The organism is Microlunatus phosphovorus NM-1 (assembly GCF_000270245.1).
Classification (GTDB): domain Bacteria; phylum Actinomycetota; class Actinomycetes; order Propionibacteriales; family Propionibacteriaceae; genus Microlunatus; species Microlunatus phosphovorus.
Window position 1 is genome coordinate 1,424,659 of record NC_015635.1, and the last position, 20,728, is coordinate 1,445,386.

General features: G+C 66.7%; 18 protein-coding genes. 8 read left to right on the plus strand and 10 right to left on the minus strand.

Annotation, left to right across the window (positions count from 1 at the left end):
• From MLP_RS06360 to MLP_RS06370, 3 genes are read left to right on the plus strand one after another with little or no spacing between them, the layout of a single operon-like run.
• Positions 1 to 1,275 (plus strand): amidohydrolase, encoded by a 1,275-nt coding sequence (locus MLP_RS06360; protein WP_013862201.1) that lies wholly within the window; start codon positions 1 to 3, stop codon positions 1,273 to 1,275.
• On the plus strand, positions 1,275 to 2,756 hold the full coding sequence (gene cls / locus MLP_RS06365; RefSeq protein WP_013862202.1) for a cardiolipin synthase: 1,482 nt from the start codon (positions 1,275 to 1,277) through the stop codon (positions 2,754 to 2,756). Before MLP_RS06360 ends, cls begins: the two co-directional genes overlap by 1 nt.
• Positions 2,757 to 2,784: 28 nt before the next feature.
• On the plus strand, positions 2,785 to 3,609 hold the full coding sequence (locus MLP_RS06370) for a class I SAM-dependent methyltransferase (protein ID WP_013862203.1): 825 nt from the start codon (positions 2,785 to 2,787) through the stop codon (positions 3,607 to 3,609).
• Between the two features lie 11 nt (positions 3,610 to 3,620).
• Here the strand turns inward: MLP_RS06370 and MLP_RS26135 are convergent, their stop codons facing one another.
• A complete protein-coding gene (locus MLP_RS26135; protein WP_013862204.1) occupies positions 3,621 to 5,909 on the minus strand; it encodes a peptidoglycan DD-metalloendopeptidase family protein in 2,289 nt (762 codons plus the stop codon).
• A 203-nt stretch (positions 5,910 to 6,112) separates the two neighbouring features.
• On the opposite strand from MLP_RS26135, the gene metG reads away from it, so the two are divergent.
• Entirely contained in the window at positions 6,113 to 7,897 is a 1,785-nt protein-coding gene (gene metG / locus MLP_RS06380; protein ID WP_013862205.1) for a methionine--tRNA ligase, read from the plus strand.
• On the opposite strand, the gene MLP_RS06385 is transcribed toward metG, so the two are convergent.
• A complete protein-coding gene (locus MLP_RS06385) occupies positions 7,894 to 8,184 on the minus strand; it encodes a 2-oxo acid dehydrogenase subunit E2 (protein ID WP_013862206.1) in 291 nt (96 codons plus the stop codon). The genes metG and MLP_RS06385 overlap by 4 nt on opposite strands.
• Entirely contained in the window at positions 8,088 to 8,339 is a 252-nt protein-coding gene (locus tag MLP_RS28280; protein WP_013862207.1) for a hypothetical protein, read from the minus strand. The genes MLP_RS06385 and MLP_RS28280 overlap by 97 nt, the downstream gene beginning before the upstream one ends.
• Before the next feature lie 121 nt (positions 8,340 to 8,460).
• Between MLP_RS28280 and MLP_RS06390 the strand changes: the two genes are divergently transcribed.
• Entirely contained in the window at positions 8,461 to 8,835 is a 375-nt protein-coding gene (locus tag MLP_RS06390; RefSeq protein WP_013862208.1) for an MmcQ/YjbR family DNA-binding protein, read from the plus strand.
• A gap of 120 nt (positions 8,836 to 8,955) precedes the next feature.
• Positions 8,956 to 10,188, plus strand: a complete 1,233-nt coding sequence (locus MLP_RS06395) for an MFS transporter (RefSeq protein ID WP_197536580.1) — start codon at positions 8,956 to 8,958, stop codon at positions 10,186 to 10,188.
• Between the two features lie 3 nt (positions 10,189 to 10,191).
• Here MLP_RS06395 and MLP_RS06400 read toward each other — a convergent pair whose 3' ends face one another.
• From MLP_RS06400 to MLP_RS06410, 3 genes are all read right to left on the minus strand, one after another.
• On the minus strand, positions 10,192 to 11,352 hold the full coding sequence (locus MLP_RS06400; RefSeq protein ID WP_013862210.1) for a PQQ-dependent sugar dehydrogenase: 1,161 nt from the start codon (positions 11,350 to 11,352) through the stop codon (positions 10,192 to 10,194).
• Positions 11,353 to 11,438: 86 nt separating this feature from the next.
• Positions 11,439 to 12,233: a class I SAM-dependent methyltransferase gene (locus MLP_RS06405; RefSeq protein ID WP_041791469.1), complete on the minus strand. Its 795-nt coding sequence runs from the start codon at positions 12,231 to 12,233 to the stop codon at positions 11,439 to 11,441.
• Positions 12,234 to 12,349: 116 nt separating this feature from the next.
• The gene (locus MLP_RS06410) at positions 12,350 to 13,207 is read right to left on the minus strand and encodes a prephenate dehydratase (protein WP_013862212.1); all 858 of its coding nucleotides are present in this window, start codon (positions 13,205 to 13,207) and stop codon (positions 12,350 to 12,352) included.
• 103 nt (positions 13,208 to 13,310) lie between these two features.
• Here MLP_RS06410 and MLP_RS06415 point away from each other — a divergent pair, with 103 nt between their 5' ends.
• On the plus strand, positions 13,311 to 14,627 hold the full coding sequence (locus MLP_RS06415; protein ID WP_041789782.1) for a bifunctional o-acetylhomoserine/o-acetylserine sulfhydrylase: 1,317 nt from the start codon (positions 13,311 to 13,313) through the stop codon (positions 14,625 to 14,627).
• Positions 14,627 to 15,733: a homoserine O-acetyltransferase MetX gene (metX, locus tag MLP_RS06420; protein ID WP_269453388.1), complete on the plus strand. Its 1,107-nt coding sequence runs from the start codon at positions 14,627 to 14,629 to the stop codon at positions 15,731 to 15,733. The genes MLP_RS06415 and metX overlap by 1 nt, the downstream gene beginning before the upstream one ends.
• Before the next feature lie 31 nt (positions 15,734 to 15,764).
• On the opposite strand, the gene MLP_RS06425 is transcribed toward metX, so the two are convergent.
• The 4 genes from MLP_RS06425 to MLP_RS06440 form a co-directional block, all read right to left on the minus strand.
• A complete protein-coding gene (locus tag MLP_RS06425; RefSeq protein ID WP_013862215.1) occupies positions 15,765 to 17,366 on the minus strand; it encodes an amidohydrolase in 1,602 nt (533 codons plus the stop codon).
• A 55-nt stretch (positions 17,367 to 17,421) separates the two neighbouring features.
• Complete coding sequence (locus MLP_RS06430; protein ID WP_083843722.1) at positions 17,422 to 19,191, minus strand: DUF222 domain-containing protein; 1,770 nt, start codon at positions 19,189 to 19,191, stop codon at positions 17,422 to 17,424.
• A gap of 188 nt (positions 19,192 to 19,379) precedes the next feature.
• Positions 19,380 to 19,829: a DUF3349 domain-containing protein gene (locus MLP_RS06435; RefSeq protein ID WP_013862217.1), complete on the minus strand. Its 450-nt coding sequence runs from the start codon at positions 19,827 to 19,829 to the stop codon at positions 19,380 to 19,382.
• Positions 19,830 to 20,015: 186 nt separating this feature from the next.
• On the minus strand, positions 20,016 to 20,675 hold the full coding sequence (locus MLP_RS06440) for a TetR/AcrR family transcriptional regulator (RefSeq protein WP_013862218.1): 660 nt from the start codon (positions 20,673 to 20,675) through the stop codon (positions 20,016 to 20,018).
• Positions 20,676 to 20,728 lie beyond the last annotated feature (53 nt).

Consider the following 20,728-nt stretch of genomic DNA (forward strand, 5'->3'; position numbering starts at 1 on the left):
GTGCAGGTCCAGACGTCCACGAGCTCACGGCTCCAGCTGATCACCGAGGAAACCAACCGTCTGTACGAGGATCTCGTCGCGCTCCGACGAGACATCCATGCGCATCCGGAGGTGGGTCACGAGGAGTACCGCACCACCCAGCTCGTGGTCGACACCCTGGCCAGAGCCGGTTTGCACGCCGAGGTGCTCAGTGTCGGCACCGGTGCGATCTGCGACATCCTGCCCTCCGGCTCAGGCTCTGGCTCTGACGCCGACGCGGACTCCGCCGGCGGCCCGCGCCAGGACCTTGTCGGGCTCCGGGCCGACCTGGACGCACTGCCGATCACCGACGGCAAGAACGTTCCCTACCGCTCGCGTACCGACGGGATCTGTCACGCCTGCGGCCACGACGTCCACACCACGATCGTGCTCGGCACCGGCCTCGTGTTGGCTCGGCTGCGGGATCAGGGCCTGCTGCACCGTGGCGTCCGGCTGATCTTCCAGCCGGCGGAGGAGACCAGCCCCGGCGGCGCCCTCGATGCCATCGCGTCGGGCGCCCTGGAGGGGGTGAGCGAGGTGTACGCGCTGCACTGCGATCCGCGCACCGAGGTGGGCAAGATCGCGCACCGCGTGGGTCCGATCACCTCAGCGGTCGATCAGGTCGTCGTCACCGTGACCGGGAGCGGCGGGCATACGTCTCGTCCGCACCTGACCGCCGACGTGATCGGTGCCCTCGGCGCCGTGGCGACCGAGACGCAACTGCTGCTGTCGCGCCGGGTCGACCCGCGCAGCGGACTGTCGCTCATGTGGGGCCGGATCCATGCCGGCTCCGCGCCCAACGCCATTCCGCAGGTCGGCGTGATCGAAGGCACGCTCCGGGCGCTCGACGAGGACGGCTGGCGCAAGGCGCAGGCGCTGCTGGGTGAGCTGGTGAGCCAGATCGTCGCCCCTTTCGGCGCCGGCGTCGAGGTCTCGTTGACCGCTGGAGTCCCGCCGGCGGTGAACCATCAGCTGGGTGTCGAGCGGCTCAGCGAGGCCGCCCGGTCCGTGCTGGGACCGGAGGGCGTGGCGGTGACCGATCAGTCGCTGGGCGGGGAGGACTTCGCCTGGATGCTGCAGCAGGTACCGGGAGCGATGGCTCGCCTGGGCGTCCGGCCGCAGGATCAGGACTTGATCCCCGACATCCACCAACCGGCCTTCGACGTCGACGAGCGCTGCATCCGGGTCGGGGTGGCGACCCTCGCGGCCGTGGCCAGTCGGCCGGCGGACGATCGGGACTCCGGAGTGCGTGGCTGATGTGGGACAGCCTCACCGGTGACACGGCGTCGCTGATCACCACGTTGCTCACCATCGCGCTGGTGCTCAACGTGTCGCTGGGCATCATCCCCATGTTCCGCGAGCGGCGTGAGCCCAACTCGCTGTGGGCGTGGATCCTGGTGATGTTCTTCGTCCCCGTGCTGGGCTTCCTGCTTTGGGTGTTCGTCGGCCGCCGGCTCACCAAGGCCAAGATCTTCGCCAAGCTGGAGGGAGCGGGGATCGACTACGAGGGGCTGGTCAGTGAGCAGAACCAGGCTCTCGCCACCGGCACGCTGGTCTTGAGCAATGAGGTCGCCCGCCGCAACGCCCACGTGGTCGAGCTGCTGCTCACCGACGATGGGGCCGCGATCACCGAGGACAACGCCGTCGAGGTGTTCCATGACGGCGACGCGAAGTTCGAGCGGCTGATCGCCGACATCTTCGCCGCCACGAAGCACGTACACATCTACTACTACATCTTCCGCGCCGACCGGCTGGGCAGCAGGATCCTGGCAGCGCTCACCGATCGCGCCAAGGCCGGCGTCGAGGTGCTGATCTTCTGGGACGACCTCGGTGGTCGCGACGTGCACAAGCAGGACATCGCCCCGCTGCTGGCCGCCGGTGGCAAGGTCGCCGTCTTCTTCAAGAACAAGGTTCCGCTGGTCAACTTCCGGGTCAACAACCGCACTCACCGCAAGCTGGTGGTGATCGACGGGACGATCGGCTACATCGGCGGCTTCAACGTCGGCGATGAGTATCTGGGGAAGAATCCGAAGTTCGGCTATTGGCGCGACACCCACTTCCGGGTACGCGGCAGCGCGGTCGGCGCCATTCAGCGCCGGTTGTTGATGGACTGGAACGCGGCTGCGGCCCCGGAGGATCGGGTGACCTGGCGGGACGACTATTTCGTGTTGCCCGCGGAGCCGCCAGGCCGGATCGCGTTGCAGATCGCCTCCAGCGGGCCGGACTCGGAGTGGGAACGGATCAAATTCGGCTATCTCAAGATGATCGATACGGCCCGTCGCTCGGTATGGATCCAGACGCCCTATTTCATGCCCGACTTCACGGTGCTCGACGCGCTCAAGATGGCCGCCCGGTCGGGGTTGGACGTCCGGCTGATGATCCCCGACAAGCCTGATCATCTGCTGGTCTATCCGGCGACGCTGAGCTATGCCGACGAGCTGGCCCAGGCGGGCGCGCGAGTGTTCATCTATCGCAACGGGTTCGTGCACGCCAAGACGGTGCTGATCGACCACGAGATGGGCTCGGTCGGCACCGCGAACATGGACTACCGCAGCTTTCGGCTCAACTTCGAGGTCTGCGCCTTCTTCTACGACGCCGAGCTGGGTGCCCGCCTGCGCGACATCTATCTCGACGATCTGACGTTGTGCACGCCGTTCGATCGGGACGCCGCCTTCGGCAACCGGCGCGTGTGGGCGGTCAAGGAAGGCATCTCCCGGCTTGTCTCACCGTTGCTCTGAGTCGGCTCGGTGGTTCTAGAGTCGAGGCGTGGACGAGTACCTCGAGTTGAACCGGGCCATGTGGGACGAGCGGGCGCCGGCGCATGCGGCGTCGCCGGACTATCAGGTCGAACGGTTCCTCACTGATCGGGAGCACATCTCCCAGGTGGTGGCGTTCGACCTGCCGCGGCTGGGCGATGTCCGCGGGCTCCGCGGGGTGCATCTGCAGTGCCACATCGGCACCGACACTCTGTCGCTCGCCCGGCTTGGTGCCACCATGACCGGCCTCGACTTCTCGGAGGCCTCGATCACCCAGGCGCGGGCCCTCGCCGAGCGGACCAGCACGTCGATCGACTTCCATGTCAGCGATGTCTACGCGGCCGTGGAGGTGCTGGGCGCGGAGGCGTACGACCTGGTCTTCACCGGTATCGGCGCGCTGGGCTGGCTGCCCGATGTCAATCGTTGGGCACGGGTCGTCGCCGGGCTGCTGCGACCCGGCGGCAGGCTGTTCATCCGCGAGGGCCATCCGATCCTCTGGGCGGCCGACCAGGACCGGCTGGACGGCTCCCTGGTGATCGACTTTCCCTACTTCGAGCGTTCCGAGCCGACCATCTGGGACGAGCCGGGCACCTATGTCGCGACCGACACCGAGTTCGCCAACACCCGGTCGGCGGAGTGGAACCACGGCATCGGTGAGATCCTCACCGCGGTGCTGGATGCCGGGCTGACCATCACCGGTTTCGAGGAACACCGCAGCGTCCCGTGGCAGGCGATGCCGGACATGGTGGCCGGCGAGGACGGGGAGTTCCGGCTGCCGGATCGCCCGGACCGGATGCCGTTGACGTACACCTTGCAGGCCGTCAAACCGGCCTGACGCACGAGTTGTCAGAAGACGTACGTCGTGACCACAGGTCTGTGATCGGATCCGTAGTAGTCGAGCACCTCGACCTCCTTGGTCGTCGCTCCCTTGGCGGTCGTCCAGTCGATGGTGCGATTGCTCTTGTGCGTCGTCCGGTCGGGTGCGTCGTCCCAGCAGACCGTCACGCCCACCTTGTCGAGTTGCTGCTCGACCCAATTGCCGGCACTGGTTCCCCAGGCTACGTTCCAGTCGGAGGTGCCGAAGACTAGGCCGTTCCGTCTACTCACCTGGTCGCAGAACTCGGCGATCTGCCTTTTGTAGACCGACACTCGGATCGGCTTGTCGGCGCGGAACTTGCCACCCGACTCCACCGTCGGCACCAAGTGGTGATTGAGCAGGGCTACCTTCTTGCCGGACTTGTGCGTGCCGTCGATCATCATGAGGATCTTGTGGATGGTGTCGTGGCCACCCGCGCCGGACTGCCAATAGTCACCGCCCTGCTCGACGACGACATGGGATTCTTTGCTGTCGACGATCACGCTGGGGTCGTAGAAGACCGTCACGGCCGAGTTCTTCTTCGAAGCTCTCCAGCCCAACGATTCGGCATAGCGTGTCAAGCCGTCCTGTTTTGAGTCGACGGACAGCTCCTGCACGCCGATCACTGAGGCGCCGGCGTCGATGATCGCCTTGAGCCCTCTCTTCATGTTCGTGAGTGAGTTCAGCTTGTACGGGTTCCAGGTCGCGATCTTGATCTTGCGCTGGTTCTCTACGTTTCCCGGCATCTCCGTGGTCAGATAGTCCAGCGCATAGAAGTATCCGGCCGCGGTCTTGAGCCACTTCCTGGCACCGGGCAGGCTGGGGTTCGACTCGCTGCCGAGCACTATCTCCACACCGGTCGTGATGGCGAAGCCAGGATCCCGTAGCTTGACCGCCTCGCCGGTCCAGGTGCGACCGATGAGCTTGGTCGAGACCTTCTTCGGATCGACGTAGTACGCGGTCGCTGCGGGCTTCTCCGGCTTGGGTTCGGCCATCGAAGGAACCGCCACGGTCGTCCCGGGCTCAGTCAGCAGGATGGCCCACTCCTGTGGCCCAGGCCAGCCATCCTGCGAGCGCCCGATCTTCTGCTGGAACCTCTTCATCAGAGCCTCGTCGGTCTCGGTGAAACCGGCACTGGGCCCGACCTCGTACACGTCATCGCCCAGCCATGCCTGCAGCCGCTGTCCCAACAGGATCGTCGCTGGATGCGACTGTCCGACGACGAACACTCGACCCGGGTACGACCTCCCGTCCCACGATGGCCAGGACGGTTTACGTACTTCGCCGTAGCCACCACCACGAGGGCGATCCTCGAGGTGCAGGTGAGGTCCCGTGGCGTTGCCGGTCGCTCCGACCTCGCCGATCTTCTGACCGGGAACGACGCGCTGTCCGCCTGAGACGATGATCTTGGAACCGTGGCAGTAGACGTAGTCCCGGCCGTTGTCCGCCTGGAGCACGAGCCAGTTCCCGTAGCCCTTCGGATCGTTGGTCATCCGCTTGATGACACCCGGCGCGACGGCCAGCCATGCTGCTCCCTGCTTGGCTCGATAGTCCTGACCGGTGTGGTACCCGGCCCGGTACTGGCTGTCCTTGACGCCGTAGGCATAGCCGATCTCACCGTCGGCGACAGGCAAGGAGATCACGTACGGTGCTGCCGACCTCGGATAGGAACGAGCCGGCGGCAGGGTCACGGTCGGAGTGGCACCTGCGGCGGTGAGCAGCCGGGCGATGTCGATGTTGCCCGGATCGCCGTGATCGTTGCCAGGAGCGTGTTGGTGGCTCAGGATCCCGGAGTAGGCGTCGTACTGGGAACTCGTCAGACGTTGCTTGGCCTTGCTGCCATAAGACGCGGGACAGGCGACCCAGCCGACGGTGGAGGGCAAAGGCACACCCCACTCCAGGGTGAACCACTTCAAGATCGAGCCGAGGAACGCGTACTCCTGATCTCCCCACGCGGAGACGTGGTAGGGACTGCCTTCTTCCTTGGGATCGGAGAACCCGACGATCTCGATCTGGACCACGTCGTCGCGGTTCTCCCGCACCGCGGTGTCACTCGGATCGCGCAGTGTGCTCGCCGATCGATTCAATGGCATGTGCTGCCTGATCTCGCTGGTCACCGGGTTCACCGTGAGCTGGGGCGCGAAGTCGGCATAGCCGGGCCAGACCGAAGTCTCGGTCGTGTGCAGAAGCACCTTGTCGATCTTCGGCATGGTGATGCCGGACAGACTCGACCGATCGTGGGACAGATCGGCGCCTGGGTAGGTCGTCGCGCGTGTCATTCCTATGTCCTCCTCCGCTCGCCGTGGCGGATCTGGCCCGATGCGGGTGTGTTGTCACACAGCGGACCCGTGACGAGGGGGCTTGATACGAAAGTGGTACGAGTCGCGGGCTGGGCACGACGGGATCCTGGCGCGCCTGGTCGCGGAGCGAGCTGGCTGAAATCCGGCAGGCGGTCCAGCAGGGCCCCACTAGGCTGGCGGCCATGAGCTCACGCGTGTTGACCGCTGTCGCGTGGCCGTATGCCAACGGCCCGCGTCACATCGGTCACGTCTCCGGTTTCGGTGTGCCCTCCGACGTCTTCTCTCGGTACATGCGGATGACCGGTCACGACGTGCTGATGGTGTCCGGCACCGACGAGCACGGCACGCCGATCCTGGTGCAGGCCGAGCGTGAGGGGCGGTCGACCAGGGAGACTGCGGACAAGTACAACCGGGTGATCGCCGAGGACCTGCAGGGGCTCGGGCTCTCCTACGATCTGTTCACCCGCACCACGACGCGCAACCACTATCGAGTGGTCCAACAGATGTTCAAGGGTCTGTACGACAACGGGTACGTGGTCGCGAAGCAGACCCATGGCGCGGTCTCGCCCTCGACCGGACGTACGTTGCCGGACCGCTATATCGAAGGCACCTGCCCGATCTGCGGGTACGACGGCGCGCGCGGCGACCAGTGCGACAACTGTGGCAACCAGCTCGACCCGACCGACCTGATCAATCCGCACTCCCGGATCAACGGCGAGACGCCGAAGTTCGTCGAGACCGAGCACTTCTTCCTCGACCTGCCGGCCCTGTCCGGTTCCCTGGGCAAGTGGCTCTCGTCGCGGACCGACTGGCGGCCCAACGTGCTCAAGTTCAGTCAGAACCTGCTGGAGGACCTGAAGCCGCGGGCGATCACCCGGGACCTCGACTGGGGTGTGCCGGTGCCGCTGCCGGGTTGGGAAGACCAGGCGATGAAGCGGCTGTATGTCTGGTTCGACGCCGTGATCGGCTATCTGTCGGCCTCGGTGGAATGGGCGCATCGCACCGGTGACCCGGAGGCCTGGCGGCAGTGGTGGGAGAACCCCGACGCCCTCGGCTACTACTTCATGGGCAAGGACAACATCGTCTTCCACTCCGTCATCTGGCCCGGCATCCTGCTGGGGCACAACGGGCAGGGCGATCATGGTGGGCACCTGGGCCCGATGGGAGAGCTCCGGCTGCCCGACGAGATCGTCTCCAGTGAGTTCCTCACCATGAGCGGCTCGAAGTTCTCCACCTCGCGTGGTCAGGTGATCTATGTCGGGGACTTCTTGAAGGAGTTCGGCCCGGACGCACTGCGCTATTTCATTGCGGTGGCGGGTCCGGAGAACCAGGACACCGACTTCACCTGGGACGAGTTCGTGCGACGCAACAACTTCGAGCTGGCCAACGAGTGGGGCAACCTGGTCAACCGGTCGGTCTCGATGGCCCACAAGAATGTCGGCGCCATTCCGGAGGCGCTGGATCTGCGCGACGTCGACCACGCGCTGCTCGGGGTGTCGAAACAGGGCTTCGACACCGTCGGCGCGCTGCTGCGCCGTAGCCGGTTCAAGCAGGCCATCGGCGAGGCGATGCGGGTCGTGGGTGCGGCCAACAAGTACCTCTCCGACACCGAGCCGTGGAAGCTGAAGGCCGACCCGGCCCGCCGGGACGCGGTGCTGCACACCGCCCTCCAAGTGGTCTCGGATGCCAACACGATGCTCACGCCGTTCCTGCCGCACGCCGCGCAAAAGGTGCATGAGGCGCTCGGTGGTTCCGGGGTCTGGGCCGCGCAGCCGGAGATCCGGACGGTCTCGGAGGAGGGCGGGCCGGACTATCCGGTCTTGATGGGCGACTATGCCGCCGAGCAGGCGGTCTGGGAATCGCGCCCGATCCAGCCAGGTACGCCGCTCGCCAAGCCGACCCCGCTGTTCGCCAAGCTGGACGAGAAGCTCGGGGAGACCGGCCCGGACTTCGCCCGGCTCGACTAGCGGGTCCGCTCGCCCTCCTCGAGGCCGGCGCAGTCACCTATCAGCTCGGACAGGCGGCGTGCGAATCGGGCCGCCGGTGCACCGTCGATGACGGCGTGGTCGACCGAGATGGTGAGGTCGAGCAGTTCGCGAGCCTGCAGGCGTCCGTCGACATAGCAGGGCTTGGTGGCGAGCCCGCCAACGGTGATGCTCAAGGTGGCCGGAGACACGGGGACTCCCCAGCCACCCGCAGGTCCGAACATGCCGACAGAGCTGACGGCGACGGTCCCGCCGAGAAGCTTGAACACGTCGGGCCGTCGATCTCGTGCCGGACGTCGGTCACGTCGATCTCGACCAGTCCGTGGATGATGTCCTTGGTCCGGGCGGCCGCGAGCAGATCACCGTAGGCGTGCCGGATCCTGAGGAACGGCCGCGTCTCGAAGGTCGCCGATGGTGCGCCCACGTCTTCACGCTAACCGGACACCGGCACCGGGATCAGGGCAGAAGGTCCCGGGTAGACCCCGAAGCCAGCCGTCGGTCCCGGAGGCCTTCCGATGTTGTGGACCCGGGGTCAGGATGGATGCGTGGCGACGGTCGATGAGGTCCGAGCGGTGCTGGTGGGGTTGCCGCGCAGCAGTGAGGTGCTGGTGCGCGATCGGGTGAAGTTCCGTGTCGGTCAGATCGTGTATGTCGCGTTCAGCCAGGACGAGACCGAGATCGGGTTCGCCTTCCCGAAGGAGGAACGCGCCGCCCTGGTGGCGGCGCGGCCCGAGGTGTTCTTCCTCCCGCGCGAATCGGAACTGCGTTTCAACTGGGTCGAAGCCTGGCTTGACGCGCTGGACGCGGAGGAGCTGCGGGAGTTGCTGCTCGACGCGTGGCGGATGGTCGTGCCGCAGCGAGTCGCGCGGGAGGTGCTCGGTCCGCCAGGATCGAGTCGCGGGCCTGGCTCGTCCGGATAGCACCCTAGTTCACTCGGTCGATGCCGGCCTGCCGTGCTACTATTTACATAGCCGAACTAAGTAATATCTCGCCGGAAGGTCTTCGCTCTCTTGTCGTCGCACAACTCGTCATCGGTGAAGCTGCTGAAGCAGCCCAAGGCAGTCTGGGCGGTGGCCTTCGCCTGCGTCATCGCGTTCATGGGCATCGGCTTGGTGGACCCGATCCTGCCTGCCATCAGCGCCGATCTCGGGGCGACGGCCGCGCAGACGATGATGCTGTTCACCAGCTATCTGTTGGTCACCGGTTTCGCGATGTTCTTCACCAGCTTCGTCTCCAGCCGGATCGGCGCCAAACGGACCCTGCTGATCGGGCTGGCGCTGATCGTCATCTTCGCCGCGCTCGCCGGAGCGTCCGACAGTGTGGGCATGATCATCGGCTTCCGCGCCGGCTGGGGACTGGGCAATGCACTCTTCATCTCCACCGCACTGGCGACCATCGTCGGTGCCGCCAGCGGCGGCGCGGACAGCGCCATCATTCTGTACGAGGCTGCGCTCGGCCTGGGCATCGCGATCGGCCCGTTGCTCGGCGGCGCGCTCGGCAGCATCTCGTGGCGCGGCCCGTTCTTCGGCACCGCGGTGCTGATGGCGATCGCGCTCGTCGCGTTGCTGATCCTGCTCGGCAAACCGGCCGAGAAGCCGGCGCCGGTCCAGCTCTCTGCCACGTTCAAGGCGTTGCGCCATCCCGCGCTGTTGACGCTCGGCCTGGCCGCGCTGTTCTACAACTTCGGCTTCTTCAGCCTGCTTGCCTGGAGCCCGTTCCCGCTCGCGGAGGCCGCGAAGACTGCCGGACTCAACGGCTTCGGCGCGCACCAGCTCGGTCTGATCTTCTGCGGCTGGGGGATCGCTTTGGCCGTCACCTCGGTGTTCGTGGCGCCGGTCCTGACCCGCCGATTCGGCCGCCGCCGCACGCTGTACGTCATGCTCGGCGCACTGGCCGTCCTGATGGCCGTCCTGGCCTTGAACGTCGACAGCTTGACCGTGCTGATCGTCGGGATCGTGGTCGGCGGTCTGTTTCTCGGTGTGATGAACACCGTGCTGACCGAGTCGGTGATGGAAGCGACCGAGCTTCCTCGCGCGGTCGCCTCCTCCACCTATTCCGGGGTCCGCTTCGTCGGCGGTGCGGTGGCTCCGGCACTGGCCGGTGTGATCGCCGCCGCGCTCGGCTCCGGGGCTCCCTACTGGGTTGGCTGTGCGGGTCTGCTGATCGCTGTGGCCATCCTCTGGATCGGGCGCGGTCAGCTGGCCAGGATCGACACTCACCTCACCGAAGAGCCCTCCGACGAGGCGTTGGCTCTCACCGCTGCGGACGCCTGAGCCTCAGCGGCGGGTCACCCGATAGATCCCGTCAGTCCCGGACCCGTTGGAGGTGGTGAAGTAGAGCGCCGCGTCCGGACCCTGTTGCACGGTGCGGATCCGGCCGTACGCGGTGAGGATCGTCTGCTGCTCGACAATCGAGTCGCCGCTGAGGGTGAACACCTTGACGCCCTCGCCCTTCAGCATCGCCACCGCCAGGCGACCATCCCAGTCGCCCCACTGGCTGCCGGTCAGGAACGCCGCCCCGCTGGTCGCCACCGTGGGACGACCCGATCGCCACTTGGCGCTGCGGGCCTTGGGGAAGCGCTTCTTGTCCGTCATCGAGCGCTTCTCGTTGTAGCCGGGCGTCGGCGACCAGCCGTAGTTGCCGCCCTTGGCGATCAGGTTCACCTCGTCGTCGCGATCCGTCCCATGTTCGACGCTCCAGATCTGGCCGGCGCTTGATCGGAAGGCGATGCCCTGGACGTTGCGGTGTCCGTACGTCCACACATAGCGGGCCTTGCCACCCTTGGCGTAGAACGGGTTGGACTTCGGGATCGAACCGCTGCTGCGGACCCGGAGCACCTTGCCGCCGAGGGACTTCAGGTTCTGCGGGACTTTGCCCTGAGCGGCGTCCCCGGTGCCGATGTAGAGCATCTCGGCCGATCGGAAGCGCAGCCGGCAGCCGGAGTGGCGACCCGAGCTCGCCAACGGGATACCGGTGACCAGCTTCTTCACCTTCGTGGCAGAAGTGTCGGAGACGAGACGCCATTTCCAGACCTCGATGTCCTTGGCCTTTCCCTTGGCGGTGGCTACCGCCATGCAGCTGTAGAAGTACCCGTTGGAGGCGGCCTTGGGATCGGCGACCAGGCCGAGCATGCCGGACTCTCCCTTGGCGTAGACCTTGGGCAGCGGCATCGACACCTTCTTCGGCGCGGCAGCGCCTCGCTTGGACCAGATCCCGCCGCCACGCTGGTTGAAGAGCATCACCGGACCGACCCAGGTGACATCCCAGGGAATGGTGAGGTCTTCGACGACCGGGGTGACACTGACGCTCGGAGCTTCGGCGGACGCCGGGGGTGTCGGGGCGATCGGACCAGCAGTGGTGACAAGGGCGGTGACCGCGGCGACGAAGCCGACGAGAAGCGGACGGGTGGTCCGGGAACGGAAAAGGCGGGAGGGCATGGTGGGGCTCCAGGTGATCGTGTGGCCCCCGAGCCGGACGTATCGTAGCCCCCGAATCCAGCTCTGAGCACCTGTCAGTCCGGCTCTCAGATCGGAACGCGTCCAACTGCGCACCAGGCGTACGCATCCAGCTCGAAGGGCCCCGTCGGGCTGCCCAGCAGCTGATAGCCGTGGGCGCGGACCCGGGCTCGCTGATCGTCGTCCATCCGGGTGTACTGGGCGCCGACCGGACCCGCCCCGCCGGTGAAGGATGACCACCAGTCGTCGATGTCGGCGTACCGGGCGGTGGCGAGCAGTGAGCTCTCGCGGACCGTCTCGAGTCCGGCGTCGGTGAGCAGTCCGGACAATTGCCCAGCCCGCCGGCCGAACAGCTCGGCCTCGCCGCGGGCGGCGGGATCGACACCGGACACGGCCTGCCAGTAGGTCGTGATGAGCGGCATCCGCTCGATCTCCCAGAAGCACAGGCCGACTCGACCTCCTGGCCTGGTCACGCGACACATCTCTGCGGCAGCCCGGGCGGGGTCGCGTAGGAAGCCGGCGATCAGCGAGCCGAGGGTGACGTCGAAGGAATCCGCTGCCCAGGGCAGTTCCTCGGCCACGCCCTGGCGTACGTCAACGCCCGGATGGCGCTCGCGACAGGCCTCGACGAAAGAGGACGACGGATCGATCGCCGCCACCTGCTCGGCGCCGAGACGACGTACGAGTTCGGTGGTCAGTCCGCCGGGGCCGCAGCCGACGTCCAGGGCCCGCTGACCGGAGACGCTCCCGACCTCCGCGGCGTCGCCGAACGCCACACCCAGTGTCGGCAGATAGCGCCCCATCAAGCGGTCGTACGCGTCGGCCGCCACAGCGAACAGCCGAGCCGGGTCCTGAGCTGCCATGGTGATCATCTCCCCGAGGCGCACGATAGACCTCGGTCGTCGGAACAGGGCAGGAACAGCGCCGGAACAATGCGCTGGAGCAATGCGCCGACCGAGGCGTGCCGAGACGGGTAGTTTCAGGCGCCGACGGTGGCCCGGAAGGGATCGGCCGGATAGACGCCCAGGATGTGCACGTCGGTGGTGAAGAACTGCAGCTCCTCGAGGGCGCGGTGCAGCCCGATCTCGTCGGGATGTCCGTCGACCTCGGCCAGGAACTGGGTCGCGGTGAACTCACCGTTCACCATGTAGGACTCCAGCTTGGTCATGTTGACCCCGTTGGTGGCGAAGCCGCCCAACGCCTTGTAGAGGGCCGCCGGCAGGTTCTTCACATTGAAGATGAAACTGGTCACCACCGGACCGTTGCCGGCAGGCGCCTGGATGAGTTTCGGGGACAGCAACACGAAGCGGGTGGTGTTGTGGTCCTCGTCCTCGATGTCGCGGGCCAGGATCTCCAGACCGTAGATCTCCGCGGCCAGCGGCGGGGAGATGGCAGCTTGGGTGGTCTGGTTGGCTTCGGCGATCTCGCGTGCCGCGCCGGCGGTGTCACCGGAGATCAACGGGATCCAGCCGTGCCGGCGGATGATCTTGCGGCACTGGCCGAGGGCGTGGACGTGGCTGTGCACCGTCTTGATCGAGTCGAGCGTGGTGCCAGGCACGCCCATCAGGCAGAACCGGATCGGCAGGAAGTGCTCGGCAATGATGTGCAGCCCGGAGCCGGGGAGGAAGTGGTGGATGTCGGAGACCCGGCCGGCGATCGAGTTGTCGATCGGGATCAGGGCGAGATCGGCGTCGCCGCTGTTCACGGCGGCGAAGACATCCTCGAACGAGGCGCAGGGGAGCGCCTCAGCGTCGGGATACTGCTCGGCGCAGACGATGTGGGAGTTGGCGCCCGGTTCGCCTTGGTAGGCGATCCGTCGCCGCTGCGTACTGCTCACGAGGTCCTAGTGTGCACGGTCGGCGATTGCTACGCGAGACGAGCAGATTGCCTAGTGAGACACTGGGAAACTCCGCCCGAGGGTGGGGCTACCGTTGCCGAGCATGAGTGAGAGTTGGTCCTTCGAGACCCGTCAGATCCACGCCGGCCAAGAGGCCGATCCGGCCACCGGGGCCCGGGCGCTGCCGATCTATCAGACCACGTCCTACGTGTTCAACAGCACCGATCACGCTGCCGACCTCTTCGCCCTGAAAGAGTTCGGCAACATCTACACCCGGATCATGAACCCGACCACCGACGTGGTGGAGAAGCGGCTCGCCTCGCTCGAGGGTGGCGTCGGTGCGCTGCTGGTCGCGTCCGGGCAGTCGGCGGCGACGCTGGCGCTGCTGAACGTGGCCGAGTCGGGCTCGCACATCGTGGCCAGCCCGCGGCTGTACGGCGGCACGCACAATCTGCTGCACCACACCTTCGCCAAGCTGGGCGTCGAGGTGACCTTCATCGACGATCCCGACGATCTCGAGTCGTGGCGGTCCGCCGTCCAGCCGAACACCAAGGTGTTCTTCGCCGAGACGATCTCGAACCCCAAGCAGGACATCCTCGACATCGAGAGCGTCGCGGCCGTCGCGCACGAAGCCGGGGTGCCGTTGATCGTCGACAACACGATCGCCACCCCGTACCTGATCCGGCCCTTGGAGTGGGGTGCCGACGTGGTCGTGCACTCGGCGACCAAGTATCTCGGTGGGCACGGCACCGCGATCGGCGGCGTGATCGTCGACGGCGGCAGCTTCGACTTCGCCGCGGACCCGGAGCGCTTCCCGCAGTTCAACCAGCCCGATCCCAGCTACAACGGGCTGCGCTATGCCCCCGATCTCGGCGTCGGCGGCGCGCTCGGCGCCAACCTGGCGTTCATCCTCAAGGCCCGCGTCCAGCTGTTGCGTGACCTGGGCCCGGCTGCCTCGCCGTTCAACGCTTTCCTCATCGCGCAGGGACTGGAGACCTTGAGCCTGCGGGTCGAGCGCCATGTGGCCAACGCCCAGCGAGTCGCGGAGTGGCTGACCACTCGGGACGAGGTGGAGAGTGTCGCGTACGCGGGGTTGCCCAGCAGCCCGTGGCACGAGCGATCGAAGAAGTACGCGCCGCGCGGCTCGGGGGCGGTGCTCGCGTTCGAGATCAAGGGTGGCCTGGAGGCCGGCAAGGCGTTCGTCAACGCCCTCGAACTGCACAGCCACGTCGCCAACATCGGTGACGTGCGGTCGCTGGTGATCCACCCCGCGTCCACCACCCACAGCCAGCTGAGCCCGGCGGAACAGGCCGGCGCGGGCGTGACCCCGGGGCTGGTCCGGCTCGCCGTCGGACTGGAGAACATCGACGACATCCTGGCCGATCTGGAAACCGGCTTCCGCGCCGCCAAGGAGGTCTGATCCCCGGCTGGCAGCCGGGCGACCCGGTCGGTCACCGGCGATTCGCCGAACTCGGGGCGCTGCCTTTGGAGTGGTCTGCCGAGCCGCTGCCCGAGGTCCGAATCGCGTATGAGACCTGGGGTGAGTTGTCGCCTGCCCGAGACAATGCGGTGCTGATCCTGCATGCCCTCACCGGTGACAGCCATGTCGTCGGCGAGACCGGCCCGGGGCACCCCTCTCCGGGTTGGTGGGGGACTCTGGTGGGTCCGGGCGGTTGGATCGACACCAACCGGTGGTTCGTGGTCGCTCCCAACATCCTCGGTGGCTGCCAGGGCACCACCGGCCCGGGTGCGGCGGCACCGGATGGGCGGCCGTGGGGATCACGGTTTCCCCAACTGACAACCCGCGACCAGGTGGCCGCCGAGATCGCCCTGGCAGACCGGCTTGGGATCGACCAGTGGGCCTTGATCGTGGGCGGCTCGGCGGGTGGCATGCGGGCGGTCGAGTGGGCCGCCACGGTGCCGGATCGCGTGTCGCGGCTGATGCTGCTCGCCACCACCGCCGCGGCGTCCGCCGACCAGATCGCCTGGTGTCATGCTCAGATCCGGGCGATCACCTCCGACCCGGGCTGGGTCGGCGGGGACTACGAGCGTTCCCGCGAGCCCGACCCGGTCGCTGGGCTGGAAGTCGCGCGGCAGATCGCCCACATCACCTACCGATCAGCCGATGAGCTCGCGGTCCGCTTCGGTCGTGGCGATCAGGTGGGTGAGTCGGTCGCGGACGGCGGGCGATATGCAGTGCAGAGCTATCTCGATCACCATGGGCGCAAGCTGGCCCGACGCTTCGACGCCGGCTCGTACGTGACCTTGACCCAGGCCATGAACAGTCACGACGTCGGCCGGGATCGCGGAGGCGTCGAGGCGGCGTTGGGTCGGGTGACGGCGCGAACCATCGTCGCCGGCATCGACTCCGACCGGCTGTACCCGTTGGAGCAGAGCGTGCAACTGGCCGCGGGCATCCCGACCTGCGGGCCGCTGCGGGTGATCAGCTCCGCTCACGGTCATGACGGCTTCCTGATCGAGGTCGACGCGGTCGGCCGGATTGTCGCGGAGCTGCTGAGCTCGTAGCGCGTCTGGTCTTGGGTGTGTCTGGTCTCGGCTAGAACGTGAGGTGGGTTGGCCGACCGGCTACCAATGTCGCGGCGACCCCGATGTCTCGCAGGTGCTGGGCCGCCTGTTTGGTGTCGTGAGCCGGAGCGAGCGGGTCATGGTCGAGCAGCACCAGGTCGCCCCGACTGCCGACCTGGAGCGTGCCTTGACCGTCGGTGCTCGCGGCCAACGACTCGGCGGGGCTCAGCGCCTCGGCGGGATTCCACGGCTCCCGTTCGTCGTTGCTGCGGTGTACGGCCGCGGCCATCGCCAGCCATGGATCCAGCGGCGAGACCGGTGCGTCGGAGCCGAGGGCGAGCTCGACCCCGGCGGCGAGCATCGAGCGGAACGCGAAGCAACGGTCGGCCCGGTCCGGCCAGCAGCGGTAGGTGACGTCACGATCGTCGAGCAGATGAGCCGGCTGCACGCTGGCGCGCAGGCCGAGAGCTGCCATCCGGACGAGGTCCTCGTGGCGCACGAGCTGAGCGTGCTCGATGCTGCCCTGGGCGCCGGTGGCAGCAAACGCGTCGAGGGCGATGCCGACTGCGGCGTCGCCGATGGCGTGCAGCGCAACCTGCAACCGGTTGGAGGTGGCCCGCCGAAGCAACTCGATCAGCTCGGCCAGGTCGTAGTTCTGCACGCCGCGCGGATCGGCGGTGTGCTTGCCGGCGTCGACGTACGGCTCGCAGCAGTACGCGGTCCGGGTGTTCAGCGAGCCGTCCGAGATGATCTTGAGCGGTCCCATCGTGGCGAGCCCGCTGGTGCCGGGGAGTGGGTCCCCGGTATGCAGGCCCGCCTCGATCACCGCGGGCAGGCCGCCGGGATAGACCGCAGCCCGCACCCGGAGCTGATTGATCCCGGCAGCGTAGCGCTCCGGCCAGTCCCGAAGGCTGCCTGCGAACTCGAAGTCGGTGATCCCGACGATGCCTCGGGCCGCGGCATCACGCACGACGGCTCGGATCGCCGCCGAATCGTCCGCGACGTCGCCGGCCAAGGCGGTGACGGCGGGCGCAAGGGCGAACCACTCGTTCTCGGCGAGTGGTCCGGGGCGATCTGCGATGCCGAGCAGCCGCAGGGCAGCGCTGTTGAGCCAGCCGTTGTGGGCGTCGCCGCTGGTCAAGATCACCGGATGGTCGCCGCTGACTGCATCGAGTTCAGCCACGGTCGGCTGACTGGGCCAGATGGCCGATCGGAAGCCGTACCCGAACACCACCGAACGAGCATCGATTGGTGACCGCCGACCATCGAGCGCTCGTACGTGGGCGTCGACCAGCTGGGTGACCGCATGCGCCGAATCGGCCGTTCCGACATCGAGCCTGGTCTTGGTCTGCGCCCACTGCCGCAAGTGAACGTGCGCGTCCCACAGCCCGGGGATCGCCCAGCGACCCTCGGCCTCGAGGACCAGATCCGCGTCCTGGGCGGTCAGTCGGCGAGTTCGCTGCCCGGTCTTCGCCGGTCGCCTCGCGTTCGACTGGCCGATCTGCTCGATCCGGCCATTGGTGATTCTCAGATCGACGAGTCCGGCCCGGGAAGCGTCTGCTGTATCCCCCGCACCCACTCCGACGAGGCGCACATCGCGAATGACCGTTGCGTGAAGAGTGGACGCGTTCACGACGGAATCCTCTCCTACGTCGAGCGCACGTGCATCCGGGATTGCTTGACCGACGTTACGCAGCTTGCTCTTCAATCAGGTCGTCCTCTGTCGGCGGCTCGGGTCGCCACGTGGGCTGCATGCGGAAGAGGGTCTGGACGCATTCGTGCAGGTCGAAGCGCTCGCCGCGCCAGCCGGGCTGGATGCGCCGGGCGTAGGGATCATGGAAGCTGACCACGTTGTCGATCATCGAAGTGCGCCGGAGGCGCTGCTGCTCAGCCTGAGCCTTGTCGGCGTGTTGGGCAAGGAAGTTGAGCAGACCCTCCGCGGTGTACCACTCCCGATGCGGCTTGCCATCAGGCATCAAGAACTCCCACCTTCGCGCTCGCGAAGCCGGTCCGGCCTCCGCGCTGCTCACTCGACGGATGATCATGCCGCCTTCGTGAACCACGGTGTGGTGGCGTTGGCAGAGGAGGACCAAATTGTCCAGGTCGGTCCGGCCGCCGTCGACCCAGTGGATCAGATGGTGTGCTTGCAGATGGTGAGTCTGGTGGCAGCCGGCGAACTGGCAGATTCCGTGGTCACGGATCATCAATGCCCGGCGTTGCGAGCGGGAGACCAGCCGTCGGGTTCGGCCGAGCGCAAGCACATCGCCGGAATCGTCGATGATTGCCCCCAGCAGGTCGGCATCGCAGCTCAGCTTCCGTGCCGTCTCGGGTTCGATGCCACCCACTCCGTCGATATGGCAGGTCGGCTCCAGATGACAGGTCGGCTCCTGCTGACGCGGTGGCGAGGACGTTCCCGCGGGAACGTCTTGGCCCGGCACAGGTCCCAGCTCTGTATCCTGCGCCGGCGCGGAGTCTTCGGGGGTGCGAGAGGAATGGCCCCCAGGTGTTCCCGCAGGAGCAGCTTCATCGCATTCGCGGGATGGTTCAGGAGGTTCCGTGTCGGGCGATCTGTCGTCGGGGGAGTGGCCACTGGACGTTCCCGCGGGAACGTTTTCGTTGTCCTCGTGCGGAGCCGAATCCGCCAACAGTTCTGCGCTGACGTGCACGACCACCAAGCTCCGGTCCTCTCCCGAGCGGTCCTCCAGGGCCGTTGACAGGTAGACCCGAGCAACATCCACCATGGCGTCGATCAGACCGTAAGCCGGAGTCGTGTCCACCTGATTCTCGTCGGCCGGCAAGGTCTCACCTTCTGGGGGTGCATCCTCATCCTCATCCCCGTCCTCGGATGAGGCTGCAGCCGGTGATGCACCATGCTGATCCTTGGCGGCGTTGAGTGCCGCCAGCAATACAGCCGCCTCCTCCTTCGGCAGGCGTACTCGGACATCGACGATCCCCGACTCGCGTTCGGTCCAGGTCAGCCCGCGCAGTTGCTCCTGCTTGATGCGTGTTCCGGCCGCGGTGCGATAGCTGGAGATCATCTTGGCCAGCTGGGCGGCGGTCGCGGTCAGTGCAAGCTCACACAGCTCTGACTCGTCGACCAGATCGACGACCCGAGTGACCTCGCGAACCTTGGAATAGGAGAGTCTGCCCTCCCGAAAGGCCTCGAGCACGGTCGGCATCTGCCGCAGGGCGCGAGCGACCCGGACATGCTCCCGGGCTGTCCCGGGCGACATCGAACACGCCCACGACAGCCAGTGCGCCAGGGACTTCACCCCGTCCCACCAGCGGACCGCGTCGCCGGCGTCGAACTCGCCGATGAGCTCCAGCAACTGACATTCCGACTGCGCCGACAGTGATGCGGCGGCGCAGATCTTGCCGCCCAGCACCTCTGCGGCCGCGCAGTCCAACTGCTGCTTTCCATCGATCGACGCCTCGCCTGAGCTGCTTCCCACAACCATGCTCGTCACCGCCCCTACCCTTGAATCGCTGCTATATGCGAATGCTAGAGGTGAGGACTGACACCAGAAGGCGGGCGACTTGGGCGGCAGCACCGTCCGGGTCAGCCGGCGCTCCCGCCCGGCGACGTATGGCGACTGACTGCCCTGGTCGCCGTCGGCCAGCAGTGAGCCGGGAAAGACGCAGCGAACTACTGCTCCGAATCGGAGCCGGTGGTGAAGTGGCCCTGAAGGGGCCAACCCGCCGCCGCGAGTCGCGCCGAGACCTTGTTGATGTCCTCGTCGGAGGGCGGCTGCTCCAGCACCCGGGCGGTCATCTCGCGAATCTCCTCATCGGTGATCACACCGTCGGCCAAGGCTGTGGAGTTCTCGGCGGTGAGTCTGGCGATGATCTGTCGGATGTCGTCGTCGCTCAGCGTGCGCTTCAGCAGAGCGATGAGCGCATAGCGCTCGGTCGGCGGCACGCCGGACGGGTACCCGGCTGTGAGCCAGTCGAGGATCCGGCGGATCAGCGACTTGTGTGGTGCCGTCTCGGCTGAGTCGGCCGGCCCGCCGGTCGCATGCGCTGCGGGCTCGGTCGAGGGATCTGTCGTATGGGTCGAATTGGTCGTTGAAGTCTCGCGACTGCGTAGGTCTGTCACGACTCTCTCCTGGGATCACTGCGTACGTTGTCGCCTCCAGCGAAGCAGCAGGGCTGGGCGGGCAACATCCATCAGTCATGAACTCTTGATGAATCTGGGGCACAGAAGAGCCCCGCCACCAGGAATCCCTTGTCACCAGGAATCCCTTGTCACCAGGAATCCCTTGCGACCGGGAATCCGAGGGGGTCAAGCAGCCGGGCGCGGTATCAGTACCTGGTTCACGAACTGTTCGTACAGCCAGCTCTGGAATCGCTCGGCCGACCAGCCGGCCTGGAGGACCAGTCGGTGATAGAGCGCCGGGTCGATCAGCATCCAGAAGATCACTGCCGCCTCGTCCGGGGTGACATCCGGGCGCAGAACGCCGCGCTCGACGAAGACGGGCACCGGGCCGGACCGCATGCTGTCCAGACGCTCCTGCTCCCAGCGGGTGTAGAGCTCCCGCGCCTCAGGGTCGACCTCGGCCGCACCGCGCAGTGCCAGCCACAAGGCACTGGTGCGGGCACCGGTCTCAGTGACGAATGCGGCATACAGCTTCATCTGCTGATACGGATCCGGCTCTGCGATCACCACCTGGAGACCTGATCGCTCGACCATGGGAACCGGCTCGTCGTCCTCGGCCATTGCATAGTCATAGGCCAGCTTCAGCAGAGCGACCTTGTTGCCGACCGAGGTGAACACAGTCTTGCGGCTCACTCCCGCCTCGGCGGCGATCGCCTCGATCGTGGTCGCGGCGAAGCCTTGGCCGGCGAACAGGCGACCAGCGGCAGCGACGACCTGACGGCGTGTCTGCCGTGCCTGGGCATCGCGCAACGTGCTGACGTACGAGCGCTTGCCGGATTCCGACATTAGAGTTACTCTCAGTGTGATGAATACGTTCTAAGTGTTCTGAAACTACCCTA